Raw genomic sequence first — 12456 nt, 5'->3', positions numbered from 1 at the left:
ACATCAAATCGTAATTATACAAATTATGATTTGTCAAATTACGATTTGATGAATCATGATTTGATGGATTGTGTTGCGATGCGTCATACCACAGTGGATCAGCGACCGCCGAAACTGCCGCTACCGGAACCGCCGGACGAACCGCCGAAACCGCCACCGGAGAAACTGCCGCCGGAACCACCGAAACTTCCGGACGGCGACGCCGCCGAAATCGTCGATTGAATATCAGCGAAACCTGATTCCAACTGCGCGCCAATATCACCAAAATTGGCGCTGAATTGCGAGAAATCCATCGAATTCGTATCAAACGAAGCAGGACCGGCGTAACGATGGTCGAAATACCATGAACGGTAACTCCAGTAGAGCAACGAATCGGCAGCGTTGGCATCAAGCCAATGCGGATCAGCCAATTGCGGATACGCCTTCAACAGCTGCTTCATCGCCTTTTCGGAAATGCCGAACGCAGTGGCATACACCATATACCGGCCCCACAACGTCATATCCGTCACACCGCGATCCTTGAATTCGCTGAAATCCTCCATATAATGCTTCAATCCGAGCACCTGGCCAGCAAGATACTGCCCATTGTCGGTAAGCCCCTTCAGTCTGAGGTAGCTCAACGCGAACACGGAAGCAAACATCATCGGCGCGGAAATCACCGCGAACAACGCAAGATTGCCGATGGCTCCGAAATACAGCATGGACAGGAATGCCAGCGTCACAGCGCAGATGCCCGCGGCAAACGCTCCCCCACCACATATCGACGTGGCGCCCAGCATGGCGAATTCGTTGTCGCACGTATTCGTGAATTTCTCCTGAAGCTTGTAGCCGTTCTCCCAATCGGAGAAATTCTCGTTCATCTGATCCAGATCGAACACCGGAGAGCCGATGCGTTCAGACGCCGTCACCAGCAAGTCGAGCGCGGCCTGCTCGCTCGGGCGCAACTGCAACGATTGCACGTTGTCAAATACCACGGGAAGTATCACCACCGTACTGGTTTTGCCCACATCGCGGGTTCGAGCGGGATCATTGGCGATCATCCGTGCAATGTCAGCATTGTTCGCCTGGCTCATATCAATGCCCCGATACATGGCGGCCGGTCCCGGATAAATAGCGATTGCTCCACGCGAAGCGAGCGAGAGCACGGAAGCCGACATTTTTCGGCTCGTCAGCGTGTTCGAATGCTTGTTGTCGACCATATGCAGCAGCTCCGCAGCGCTGGCAGGACTCATTTCCGGTTCGTCGCGCCAATACTCGACGCCGCCATGATATTGCGAACGGTTGAAGCTGCGCAACGCGAAGATGATGGCGATCACACACAAGACCAGTCCGACCACTGCAATGGCGATCCATGTGATCAGGCGGATGCGCGCTTGTTTGCGCTGTTGGTCGCGCCACTGCTGTTCCTGCTTGGCTTCGCTTTTCATAATGCCGTTTTTGATGGTGGTATCTCTGGTGCGTTGCACGCCACCGGTCACACCAACGTCGAACATGGCGACCACGTCAACATAGTCGCCGGCACGCACGTCATATACGGTAAATTTCAGCGAGCCGTTCTTGTCTCGCTCCGTTTCCGACGTGCATTCCGTATGCAGCCAAGCCCACGAATTATCGGCGTCAATGCCTTCGGGGAAGGTGACGGTGCCGGTGACTTTGCCGATGGGAATCTGATTGCTCACGCCGAGCGGCTCCCACTGGAACGTGGCCATGTCTTGATAGGCGGTGGTCACGCCCTGCATGGTCATGGTCACGTCGAATTTTAGGCTGCTTGCCGATGTGATGGAGGGAATGTTCCACCCGATTTCGATCTTCTTGGAACGATCGTCGGTATTGCCGGAAACAAGACCGTCTTTTGCGGGATCGAACGGCTGCGGATTGCTGTCGCCTTGCGAGACATCGGCGATATACCACTGCTTCGCATGTTCTCGATTCCATTCGTCGGTGCTGTAGCTGCTTGGGATTGCGATATCGCCCTGCTGGTAGGCTTCCCCCGTTGTTGCATTGCGCACGCTGATATCGGTGATATTAGTCAGATCGCTTTCCTTCAACGTGTACTGTTGATACAGCTGCTTCCATGGATGATCGCCGTCGTCGTCGCTGCGGTCGGCGAGTTTCATGTCGATATGCTGGGTGACCTTCAAATCGCCATTGCTCTGCACCTGCACATCATAGTCGAGCGTTTTGTAGCTCAGATCGGCCCCGCCGTCATCCGATGCCATGAACAGCAGCAAGGCCGCTACAATACCAACGGTAACAACGATTGCAATACCGAAGCTGCGCACCGCTCGTGACGCATGCTGTTTGGCCGCCATAATCCCTCTTTCTCGCTTCTTCTTCCCTCACATGGCCGTACAACAGATGGCCGTACCAGCCGAATTGAACAGTAAAGCCCCATCGTTATCGGACGGGGCTTTACATGCATGTCAGAACTTAACTTGCGGAACCTGACGATCCGCTTCGTCCACCTGGAAGTAGGGAGCCTGTTCGAAATGGAACAAGCCGGCGATAATATTGGTCGGCACAACCTCGGTCTGGGTATTGTACTTCTGCACGACATCGTTGTAGAACTGGCGTGCGTAAGCGATCTTTTCTTCCAACGATTTCAGCTGACTCTGCAAATCCATGAAATTCGTATTGGCCTGCAGTTGCGGATAGTTTTCAGACACAACCTGCAGATTCATGAGCGCGCGGCTCAACTGGTTTTCCGCGGCGATGCGCTGCGCCACGTCACCGCTTTGCGCGGCCTGCACCACGCCGGCACGGGCCTGCGTGACCTGCGTGAACACTTGGGATTCGTGGGCCGCATAACCTTTGACCGTTTCCACCAGGTTCGGAATAAGATCGGTACGCTGCTTAAGCTGCACATCGATTTGCGCCCAGCCGTTCTTCACACGATTTCGTAGCGTGACCAGCCCGTTGTAGGCGCTGACGGCCCAAAGCACAATAAGTACAACGATGACAGCAATGATAATGCCAACGCCCATGACGACTCCCTCATTAATGGCTCTTCAAACCATTCTTGCATACATCTAGGTACGTTATGGCAAAACTCATACCCGTGTCTCATTTTTATGCATTCTGCATGAAACGAAAAGTGCCCCGCACCTTTCAGTACAGGGCACTTCAGTCAGCTATGCTGCGAGGGATCCTTTTAAGGACGTCAGTCCTCAAAAGGATCAAAGTCGCGGCGGACGCGGCGGCGAGGACGCTCGGAACGCTCTTCGCGATCGGCACGGTACTCGTCGTAGTTCTCGTCGGCTGCGTAACGCGGGTTGCGGTCGTCGCGGCGGCTGCTGCGGCGACGGTCGGAACGACGATCATCACGATCGTAATCACGGTCGTCACGATCGGAACGACGACGACGCGGACGATCATCATAATCACGATCGTCACGATCGGAACGACGATCATCACGATCGTAATCACGGTCGTCACGATCGGAACGACGACGACGCGGACGATCATCATAGTCGCGGTCATCGTCACGATCAGAACGACGACGACGCGGACGATCATCATAATCACGATCGTCACGATCGGAACGACGATCATCACGACGGCCACGGCTGCCGCGACGGTCATCGCGATCGAAACGCTCGCGACGCGGAGCGGAGGATTCCTGATCTTCGAAGCCCGGAATGGCCAAGGAGATCTTGCCGCGATCGTCAACGCCCTGCACGACTACCTCAACGGTGTCGCCTTCCTTGAGCACGTCTTCGACGGCGTCGATACGCTCGCCGTTGGCCAGATTACGGATCTGGGAGATGTGCAGCAGACCGTCAGTGCCCGGGGTCAGGTTCACGAAGGCACCGAAGGAGGTAGTCTTCACAACCTTGCCGTTGTAGGTTTCGCCGGCTTCAGGAACGTGCGGGTTAGCGATCTGTTCGATGATCTGCTTAGCCTTTTCAGCGCCGTCGCCACCCTCGGAGGAGATGAATACGGTACCGTCATCTTCGATGGCGATCTCCGCACCGGTCTCTTCCTGGATCTGGTTGATCATCTTGCCCTTCGGGCCGATGACCTCACCGATCTTGTCGACCGGAACGGTGGTGGTGATGATGCGCGGAGCATACGGGCTCATCTCGGCCGGGCCATCGATGCACTCGTCGATGACTTCGAGAATGGTGGTGCGGGCTTCCTTGGCCTGCTGCAGAGCGGAGGCAAGAATGTCTGCCGGAATGCCGTCGAGCTTGGTGTCGAGCTGCAGGGCGGTGATGAACTCGGAGGTGCCTGCGACCTTGAAGTCCATATCGCCGAATGCGTCTTCAGCACCGAGAATATCGGTCAGGGTCTTGAAGATGTGCTGGCCGTCAACATCACCGGACACGAGGCCCATGGCGATGCCGGCAACCGGAGCCTTCAGCGGCACGCCTGCGGCGAGCAGCGACAGGGTGGATGCGCACACGGAGCCCATGGAGGTGGAACCGTTGGAGCCAATGGCTTCGGAGACCTGACGGATGGCATACGGGAACTCCTCGCGGTTCGGCAGCACCGGCACGAGAGCCTTCTCCGCCAGAGCACCGTGACCGATTTCGCGGCGCTTCGGGGAGCCGACGCGGCCGGTTTCACCGGTGGAGTACGGCGGCATCTCATAGTTGTGCATGTAGCGCTTGGACTGCGGACCGGACAGTGCGTCGATCTGCTGTTCCATCTTGAGCATGTTCAGGGTGGTAACGCCCAGAATCTGGGTTTCGCCACGCTGGAACAGTGCGGAACCGTGCACGCGCGGAACGATGTCTACCTCAGCGGACAGAGTGCGGATGTCGCGCAGGCCACGGCCATCGATGCGATAATCCTGGGTCAGGATGCGGCGACGCACGATCTGGCGCTGCAGCTCCTTGAACGCATTGCCGATCTCCTTTTCCTTTTCGGCATCGTCCATGTCGGTGAATTCACCGGCGAGAGTGGCCTTGACGCCTTCCTTGATCTCATGAATGCGATCCTGGCGCGGCAGCTTCTCGGCAATGGAGAGAGCCTCGTCGAGATCAGCGTGAGCGATCTCATCGATACGGTTGTACAGATCTTCGGTGTACTCCGGGAAGAGCTGGAATTCCTTGGTTTCCTTCGCAGCGATGTTCTTGAGTTCGGCCTGAGCCTCGCAGATCACCTTGATGAACGGCTTAGCTGCTTCAAGACCACCGGCAACGACTTCCTCGTCCGGCTTGGTCTGGCCTTCGTCGTAGATGAGGTGCCAGGCGTTCTTGCCTGCGCCGGCTTCGATCATAGCGATGGCGACATCGCCGTTCTCCACCACGCGGCCGGCAACCACGATTTCGAACACGGCGCGCTCACGCTCGCTCCAACGCGGGAAAGCGACCCACTGGCCGTCGATCAGAGCCAAGCGAACGCCGGAAACCGGGCCTTCGAACGGCAGACCGGAAATCATGGTGGAAGCGGAAGCAGCGTTCAGAGCGATAACATCGTAAGCATCATCCGGGTTGACGGCGAGCACGGTTTCCACAACCTGCACTTCGTTGCGCAGCGTGTGCGGGAACAACGGGCGCAGCGGGCGGTCAATAATGCGGCAAGCGAGAATAGCCTCGGAGCTCGGGCGGCCTTCACGGCGGAAGAACGATCCCGGGATCTTGCCGGCGGCGTACATCTTCTCTTCCACGTCCACGGTCAGCGGGAAGAAGTCGTAGTTCTCCTTCGGGCTGGAACCGGCGGTGGTGGTCGACAGAATCATCGAATCATCGTCAAGATAGGCGGCGACGGCACCATCCGCCTGCTGGGCGAGACGACCAGTCTCGAAGCGCAACGTGCGCTTACCAAACGAACCATTATCGATTACGGCTTCAACAGCCTTGATTTCGGGACCCTCCATAGGGTTCCTCCTTTTTTTCTTTTTCTTTTACCAACTATCGGCAGTCCTCTTCAGCGGACTCCAACCGATTTCTGCATGCGTGACGCGACGTTACCTTCGTCGCTTCCTCATCTTTAGATTCTAGACCTCATGCGCCCTAAACCTTGGGCTTTCAAACTGTCTTTTCCTCAACGCGGCTGTCATGCAAAAACGCCCGAACGCCAAGGAAGGCATTCGGGCGGAAGAATTTTACTATCGGCGCAGACCCAGACGCTCAATCAGGGAGCGGTAACGGTTGATGTCAACGCGCTTGAGGTAATCAAGCATACGACGACGATCGCCGACCATCAGCAGCAGACCACGACGGGAGTGGTGATCATGCTTGTGCTCCTTGAGGTGCTCGGTCAGATCAGCGATACGCTTGGTCAGCAGAGCAACCTGGACCTCCGGGGAGCCGGTGTCACCCTCGTGGGTAGCGTAAGTCTTGATGATTTCCTGCTTTTCCTCAGCCGTAAGTGCCACGGCATCCTCCTTATGTTGCTGCGCGGTGCTGCCAGTCCAATACCGACGCGCTCTCTATCCGCGGGCGAAACACGCCAAAGGGAAATCATACACGAGGGGCAGACCAAATCAAACCATGCTGCAAGCGACGCTTCAGACCACGTTCAGCAGCCCACCGAACAGTACCACCGCGAGCGAAATACCCTCAATCACAAAAAACAGCAGAAACGACGCCCAACTGCGCGTAAGCACATTAAATTTCGATTCTTTTTTGATGCAGACCAGCAGCCCAACCCACAGCACCGCGTAGACGGCGACACCGCATCCAGCCGCGATGATGCCAAGATTCGCGGCGTTGGCAAGCCCCGAAGAATCGCCGTACATCACATAAGTGGCGTTCCAGAAGTTGAAGCTCAGCAGGCACATGCCGGCAACGAACTGCTCGGCGGCGAGCCCCACCACGAAAACCGTGCCCCACAGCCACTTCTTCACATCGGCGACCATCAATCCCAAGCCGGTCATCGCCATGATGGTGACGGTCCACGAAATCAACGCAACGCCCTTGGGATCAAGGAAACCGAGGTTGGCGACAATCCAAGCCGCATCCTTGACCGCAAGAAAACGCCCCCACCAGTAGGGCACGATCAGAGCCACCAGCATCAGCGCGATGAACAGCGCCCAGTGTCCCGGATGCGATTTGCGACGCTCGATGTCGGCCAAGGAAAGATCAGACGCTTCGATGGATGCCGTTGGATGCTTGGAAACGTCGACCTGTTCGACCACGCCGTCGACGACTTCCGTCACCTTGTTACCTTGCGTTTGTGCCATACCCGCTCCGTTGTATTGCGATTACCGCCTGTTGCGACCGTCACGTCGCTGTCACGACACGTCCAGCATACCCAGTCATCGAAGCAATCGCACGGCAGGTATGCAAAAGGCGTGCCATTAAGCACGCCTTTCTTCTTCTCTAACGATTATGTGGAGCGGATGACGGGAATCGAACCCGCGTAATCAGTTTGGAAGACTGAGGCTCTACCATTGAGCTACATCCGCACACCGTCTATGCCGACCGAAGTCGACACGAAACGACTCGAGCCATTATACACACTCTCTCAACAATCGCAAGTCGAAATCGCAATAATTATTTTTCGACCACGCAAACCTGGTACGGTTCCAACGCGACCTCAGCGGGAAGCACGATGTCGCCATCCGAATCAAGACGTGCGATCTGACGCGCGGACGAGAAATTGAACAATCCGAGAACAGTGCGTCCTTCAACATGGCGCACCACCGCAAGAACCGCATCATTATGCGCGTCCCAAGTGGTGACCCACGCTTCGGGCGCGAAAGCGGGATCGTCGCGCATCTCACGAACGCTCTTCAATCCGTCCCACATCTGCTTCTGCAGGGCGCCAGTCTGCTTGCGCTTGGCCGCATTCTCCCAATTGAAGGGGCTGCGATGCAGATTACGCGAATCCTCGACGCGGTCAGGATCTTCCTTGTATTCCCAGCCGTTGAGCTGCACGATTTCGTCGCCGCAGCTCAACATGGGGAAGCCACGCAGGAACGACATGGCGGAATGCATCATCAAATCGCGTTTCATCGAAATGTCGAGCAACGGCTTGTCATGCGTGATCAGAGCGCGTTCCACACCGCACAGACTGGCCGTGGTGCCGCAGCTGCGCGCATCCTTCGACGCCTCGTCGTAGTTGTACAGCTCGCCCATGGCCCAGCTGCCAGGCACCGAGCCCTCGTAGAAGTGGTACAGGAATTCCTTGTGCTTGAGCGGGTCGATGCCGAGGCTCTCCTCCATCGGCTCGTCCAAGCCCCAGCCGATGTCGTCATGACAGCGCAGGTAGTTGACGAACCAGCAGTTCTCCGGCAGCGCGTTCAGCTTGTCGAGCTGGTCTTTGAGTAGGCGCACGTCCCCACTGGCAAGCGCACTCCACAGATTCACCATGATCGACACGTTGTAGAGCATGTGGCATTCCGGCTTTTCCGGTGTACCGAAGTAGGCGGCGAGCTCCTTGGGGGCCATCACCACTTCGCCCTTCAGCACTACTGCCGGGCAGACGCATTCGAGCACGATGCGCAACATGCGTACGATGGTGTGCACCTGCGGCAGGTTACGGCAGTTGGTGCCGAGTTCCTTCCAGATGTAAGGCACCGCGTCGATGCGGAACACTTCGACGCCAAGGTTGGCGAGGCCGAGCACGCTGGAGAGCACCGACACGAGCACGTTCGGGTTGCGGTAGTTCAGATCCCACTGGAACGGGTAGAACGAGGTGAGCACCCACTTGTGCATCTGTTCGTTCCAGGTGAAGTTGCCGGGGGCAGTGGCCGGGAAGACTTCCGGCACCACGGCGTCGTACTGGTCGGGAACAGTGCGGTCGTCGTAGCAGTAGTAGTAATCCTGATATTTCGGATCGCCCGCTTGAGCCGCCTTAGCCCAACGATGGCTGGATGCGGTGTGGTTCATCACGAAGTCGAGGCACAGGCTGATGCCGGCCGCACGCAGTTTTTTGGTGAGCGCCGCGAGGTCTTCATTCGTACCGAGCGACGGATCGACGGTGTCGAAATCTTCCACCGCATAACCGCCGTCGTTCTGCGGATGCGGCATTTTCAGCAGTGGCATAAGGTGCAGATACGTGAGCTTCCGCTCTTTCAGGTACGGCACCTTGCCTGCGAGTTTCTTTAGATCTCCGGCGAATAGGTCGGTATACATGGTCATGCCGAACATGTTGCCGCGCTTGTACCATTCCGGATCGGCGAGACGCTTGGTGTCGAGGCGTTTCAGATCGGCGGGGCGTGCCGCATGCGACGCCTTCATCAACTCGGTGAGGTTTTGGAAGGCTTCTTCGGCCTGTTCCCCATACAGATCCGTCAATAGTTCGCGCAGTTCTTCGCTGTTCTTCGCGATGCGCTCGTCAAACGCTTGGTCGGACTTGGAACGTACCATTCCTCTACTCCTCTTCTCAGGGAACCTCGTTGTTATGAGTATTGGGTTTCACTGCTTTCATTGCTGCGATGCTGGCACAAGTGTAACGTGAATCAACGGTTTTATCAAACCGGTTCGAGGCGTTTTGACGACCAATGTCAATCGATTGACGAAATTACTGGTTATTGTGCGATTGCCCGCGATTGCGCAATCGCCATTCACGCTTCTATTGTCACCACCGCGGATGCAACAGCTCCGTCATGGCTGATGGAAATATGCATTTCGCACGATTGGCCATCCCCGTCAACCGGCAACCCCAACGATTGCCGCAACTTGCATCGCACCTCGGGTGAGAGCATGACGTGGGGCACACCGTGGGAATCGTCAAGTATTTCGATGCGCGCCCAAGGAAAATCGTCGAGCGTGTACGGATATGCAATGTCGCCATCTCCTTTCGCCCTACACGAAATCGCCTCGCACCACGCCTTGAGGAAGGCCTCCTTGCCCGCCCAGCGGGCCGCAAGATGCACCGCCTCGCCATCCCGCTTGACCCGCGCCCGTTGAGTGGTCTGCCATAGCTCGCGCGTAGAGAACAGGTTTCTCATGCGCGACCCAGATTCGCCCAGTTGCTCGGCAAACACAGGCACATCCACGACGTCATCGCCCCAAACCCAGCATTTTCCAACCTTTCGAAAGTTTTCAGGGAGAAACGAACCATGTCGATTTCCGCAAAGCAGGCGGGCGACACTTCGTTTTCATGTAAGGATATCATCGCACTTAAGCGCTTTATCTTCCGTCATCCACATTGTGCAGACGTTGAACGGGAGTCGTGCAGACGGAAAGTAGGGCGATTCAAGAATATGAAAATCCCGCATCTGTCACGAAATACTGAGATTGCGACAGATACGGGATTTGATGATCGTTCGTCTGAACGCCAGAAATTTCAGGCACTCAGACGCGGGGATCAGACTTCGAAGTAGCCGGATGCGCTCAGGCGCGCGTTCGGATCGAGCAGCATGGCCTTCTCCACTTCGTGCGCGTTGTAGCCGCGGCCATCCTCATGGAAACGACGGTTGTCGATCGGCTCATAGAGCGCGGCGCGGCCCATCATACCTTCCTCAAGGCGACGCTGGCCAGCGGCCAGACGCTCGTTGGCGCGATCATGCCATGCGTTCAGCGCCTCGACGCCCGCGGTGTTGGCCACCGCCGCTTCGAATGCGCCCGGATTGACAATCGCAGCGAAGCCGGACACGTGGCCGAAACCGAGCGACGTAGCCAGGCCCGCCTTGACGGAGCCGACCTTCAGCGGCTCGCGCAGCCAGACCATGTGGTCGTCGCGCATGAGCTTCGGATCAACGCAGTCAAGGGCGGCATTGGCCGGAATCACACCGGACTTGAACAGCTGGGTCAGACCGTTGACCTGGAAGATACAGGCACCGCCCTTGGCATGGCCGGTGAGCGTCTTCTGCGAGATCACGAACAGCGGGTTACCGTCGGCGCGGCCAATGGCGTGGGCCAACGTGTTGTGCAGTTCGGATTCGTTCGGATCGTTGGCGTTGGTGGACGTATCGTGCTTGGAAACCACGGCGATGTCGTCCGGAGTGACGCCAAGACGGGCCAAATCGCGCACCAGTTTGGAATCCTTGCCGCCCATGCCCGCTGCAAGCGCACCCAAGCCCGGAGCCGGGATGGAAGTGTGCGCGCCGTCGGCGTAGGAGTGCACGAATCCGATCACACCGGCAACCGGCAGGCCGAGCTTCAACGCGATATCGCCGCGGGTCAGCAGAATGGTGCCGCCACCCTGGGATTCCACGAATCCGCCACGACGACGGTCGTTGGCGCGGGAGAAGAAGCGTGCATCAATGCCCTTGGCGTACATTTCCTCCGAATTGGCGGTGGCGTTCATGTTGCCGAATCCGATCACGGATTCCACGCCGATGTCGTCGATTGCGCCGGTGACCACGAAGTCGGCCTTGCCGAGCGCGATCTTGTCGGCACCCTCTTCAAGAGAGACGGCCGCCGTGGCACAGGCGGAAACCGGCTGGACCATGTTGCCGTAGCCGCCGATGTAGGACTGCATCACATGGGCCGCGACAACGTTCGGCAGGGCTTCCTGCAGAATGTCGGTCGGAATCTCATGGTTAAGGAAGCGATCCAGGTACAGCTTGCGCATAGAGGCCATGCCGCCGAAACCGGTGCCCTGCGTGGAGGCGACCATCGACGGATGCACTGCTTCGAGGATTTCGGTCGGCGTGAAGCCTGCAGACAGGTAGGCATCGACCGTGGTGACGATGTTCCACAAGGCGATCTTGTCGACGTCGCCGACCATAGAGGCCGGAATGCCCCACTTGACCGGGTCGAAGCCCTTCGGGAACTGGCCGCCAACCGTACGGGTCATGGCCGCGCGGCGAGGCACGCGAATCATGGAGCCGGCATGGCGGGTCACGTTCCATTCGCCGGATTCGACATCGGACGCGAAGCTGGTGTGCGTTTCGTCAAGCTTGACGTACTCTTCGGCAATCTCACGAGTCGGAACCGAGAAGGTCACATCGTGGTCAAGGAACACCTCGGCCTCTTCCTCGTCGGTGCCGTCCTTGTAGTCGTTGCCCATGCCTTCGTCGAACGGACGCACGCCAGAACGTGCCACGACCTCGTCATGGTAACGTTCCGCAATATCCTCCTCAGGCACGAGGTTGCCGTCAACGTCGTACCAGCCCGGCTTGGGGCTGTCATTCCACGTCAGCAGACCCATATTCCATGCCAGTTCGAGCACCGCGCCGGCAGACAGATCCACCTGACCATCGGAATGAATGCCGAGCTCGGCTTCGAAGCGGGTGCGTCCGGAGCCCCACGGGCCAAGCTCGCCCACGGACACGATGACGATTTCGTCTTCCGGACGAGCGGTGACGTTCTGCCAATCGGCAAGATCGACTTTGGCCTGACGCGGAGCACGCGGGCTTGGCAGCGCCTTGATAAGCGTCTTGGCCGCGGCATCGGATTCGTCGCCTGCAATTGCGTTCTTGGCATTCGCCGCTTCCGCTTGGACCGCGTCTTCCATGGCTTCCGCACGCAGTGCCTTAATATCGATCGGCTCGTTGCCGAGTCCGCCGGTCAGGTCTACGTCAAGCGGGGCCTTGGCTGCTTCGATACGGGATTCGCGGGTGGAAAGGTTCAGCAGTTCAACCGCGATTTCGGCGGTGGAATAGGTCTTCAG

At 57.7% G+C, this 12456-nt stretch carries 7 protein-coding genes, 1 tRNA gene and 1 pseudogene; all 9 read right to left on the bottom strand.

The window, feature by feature from the left end; genetic code table 11:
* Positions 1 to 98: 98 nt before the first annotated feature.
* Positions 99 to 2312, bottom strand: coding sequence for a DUF2207 domain-containing protein (locus BBKW_RS01425; RefSeq protein ID WP_033500766.1), 2214 nt, complete (start codon positions 2310 to 2312; stop codon positions 99 to 101).
* 111 nt (positions 2313 to 2423) lie between these two features.
* Positions 2424 to 2984 (bottom strand): LemA family protein, encoded by a 561-nt coding sequence (locus BBKW_RS01420; protein ID WP_004220095.1) that lies wholly within the window; start codon positions 2982 to 2984, stop codon positions 2424 to 2426.
* 176 nt (positions 2985 to 3160) lie between these two features.
* A complete protein-coding gene (locus BBKW_RS01415) occupies positions 3161 to 5824 on the bottom strand; it encodes a polyribonucleotide nucleotidyltransferase (RefSeq protein ID WP_048349491.1) in 2664 nt (887 codons plus the stop codon).
* Between the two features lie 231 nt (positions 5825 to 6055).
* Positions 6056 to 6325 (bottom strand): 30S ribosomal protein S15, encoded by a 270-nt coding sequence (gene rpsO, locus BBKW_RS01410; protein WP_003807806.1) that lies wholly within the window; start codon positions 6323 to 6325, stop codon positions 6056 to 6058.
* A 132-nt stretch (positions 6326 to 6457) separates the two neighbouring features.
* On the bottom strand, positions 6458 to 7132 hold the full coding sequence (locus BBKW_RS01405; protein ID WP_003836102.1) for a hypothetical protein: 675 nt from the start codon (positions 7130 to 7132) through the stop codon (positions 6458 to 6460).
* 151 nt (positions 7133 to 7283) lie between these two features.
* Positions 7284 to 7357 (bottom strand) — tRNA-Gly (locus tag BBKW_RS01400).
* Positions 7358 to 7445: 88 nt separating this feature from the next.
* Entirely contained in the window at positions 7446 to 9263 is a 1818-nt protein-coding gene (locus BBKW_RS01395) for an alpha-amylase family protein (protein ID WP_033500764.1), read from the bottom strand.
* A 197-nt stretch (positions 9264 to 9460) separates the two neighbouring features.
* Positions 9461 to 9895: a holo-ACP synthase gene (locus tag BBKW_RS01390; RefSeq protein ID WP_048349490.1), complete on the bottom strand. Its 435-nt coding sequence runs from the start codon at positions 9893 to 9895 to the stop codon at positions 9461 to 9463.
* A 311-nt stretch (positions 9896 to 10206) separates the two neighbouring features.
* Positions 10207 to 12219 (bottom strand): annotated as a pseudogene (locus tag BBKW_RS11245) (beta-ketoacyl synthase N-terminal-like domain-containing protein); the annotation flags it as partial.
* Between the last annotated feature and the right edge of the window lie 237 nt (positions 12220 to 12456).

The sequence above is a fragment of the Bifidobacterium catenulatum subsp. kashiwanohense JCM 15439 = DSM 21854 genome, assembly GCF_001042615.1.
Lineage (GTDB): Bacteria > Actinomycetota > Actinomycetes > Actinomycetales > Bifidobacteriaceae > Bifidobacterium > Bifidobacterium catenulatum.
The sequence above is the reverse complement of the archived record's forward strand: the minus strand, read 5'-3'. Positions and strand labels throughout refer to the sequence as shown.

Bases quoted from the DNA above. Each gene is read 5' to 3' on its own strand.
- BBKW_RS01395 (WP_033500764.1), bottom strand. From the start codon at position 9,263: ATGGTACGTTCCAAGTCCGACCAAGCGTTTGACGAGCGCATCGCGAAG.
- BBKW_RS01405 (WP_003836102.1), bottom strand. From the start codon at position 7,132: ATGGCACAAACGCAAGGTAACAAGGTGACGGAAGTCGTCGACGGCGTG.
- BBKW_RS01420 (WP_004220095.1), bottom strand. From the start codon at position 2,984: ATGGGCGTTGGCATTATCATTGCTGTCATCGTTGTACTTATTGTGCTT.
- BBKW_RS01425 (WP_033500766.1), bottom strand. From the start codon at position 2,312: ATGGCGGCCAAACAGCATGCGTCACGAGCGGTGCGCAGCTTCGGTATT.
- BBKW_RS01415 (WP_048349491.1), bottom strand. From the start codon at position 5,824: ATGGAGGGTCCCGAAATCAAGGCTGTTGAAGCCGTAATCGATAATGGT.